Annotated in this window: 1 pseudogene; it reads right to left on the bottom strand. The window is 33.3% G+C overall.

What is annotated here, in order from left to right:
• Positions 1-481: 481 nt before the first annotated feature.
• Positions 482-943 (bottom strand): annotated as a pseudogene (locus ACFIKE_RS11570) (Bcr/CflA family drug resistance efflux transporter); the annotation flags it as partial.

The raw sequence follows: 943 nt of genomic DNA, 5'->3' as shown, positions 1-943 counted from the left end.
AATTTATTAATTAAATGTATTTTATAAATGGGAAAATTCCCTATGGTTTTATGATTGTGTAAGATATTAATTTATAATGATAATTTATTATTTTTATATTGAAGGAAAAACTTAAAGCGTGATTTTTTTCTTATTTCGGTCTTGTTCAGGTTAAATCAATCAAAACTGTTTGTTCGCTTGTTATGAGATGAGGGAGACCAGCCCGTCTGCATAAAAACTGTTGAAGAAAAGAATAAAAATATTTTTTTAATAAATTGTTTCACATACAAGAGTTGTCACAATAATAGGTATGTTTGTTTTTTAACATTATAGCATTTATGGGTACTGTCGTGAAATGATTTTATATTTTGAGAGCTGTACCTTTAAACAAACAATGTGAATGTTAACACAAGAGTGTTCTATTTGGAGATGTTTTATTTTGTCTGATAGGTTTATCTTCTTATTGTTCAAGAGAGATGTTATTAATCTTTCGTCGTAATATTTATTCGTTAGGATTACTATGATATTGCCTAAAAAGATGACCACGTTCAGCCCATAAGACGAGAAGTATGGCAGTGAGACTCAGAAAGAAAAATCCTGCTGAGTTTGGGATGGTTGTTTCATCAAATTGTTGGGCAATAAAAAAGCTAAGTCCTGCACCGATAGATGTTTGAAGAAAGCCGGATACAGAAGAAGCTGTTCCAGCTATTTCTCCTACAGGTTCAAGAGCGAGTGTATTGAAATTGGCCATAATACCACCGCAGGTAAACATTAATATACAATATAACGTCATATAAAAAGGAAAAGGGATAACACCACCTGCTAAGAGGGACCCAATAAACCAAATACATGAAGTGGCACAAAAGAGCAAAAGCATAGTATGAGCAATACGCCGCATTCCAAGGCGTCCAACGAGTTGAGAGTTAAAGAAAGATGATAGAGCTTGAAATGCAGCACCAACTGC

It is taken from the genome of Bartonella sp. MU70NMGDW (assembly GCF_042194085.1).
GTDB lineage: Bacteria > Pseudomonadota > Alphaproteobacteria > Rhizobiales > Rhizobiaceae > Bartonella > Bartonella grahamii.
Note: the sequence above shows the minus strand (reverse complement) of the source record. Positions and strands in the feature narration are given on the sequence as shown.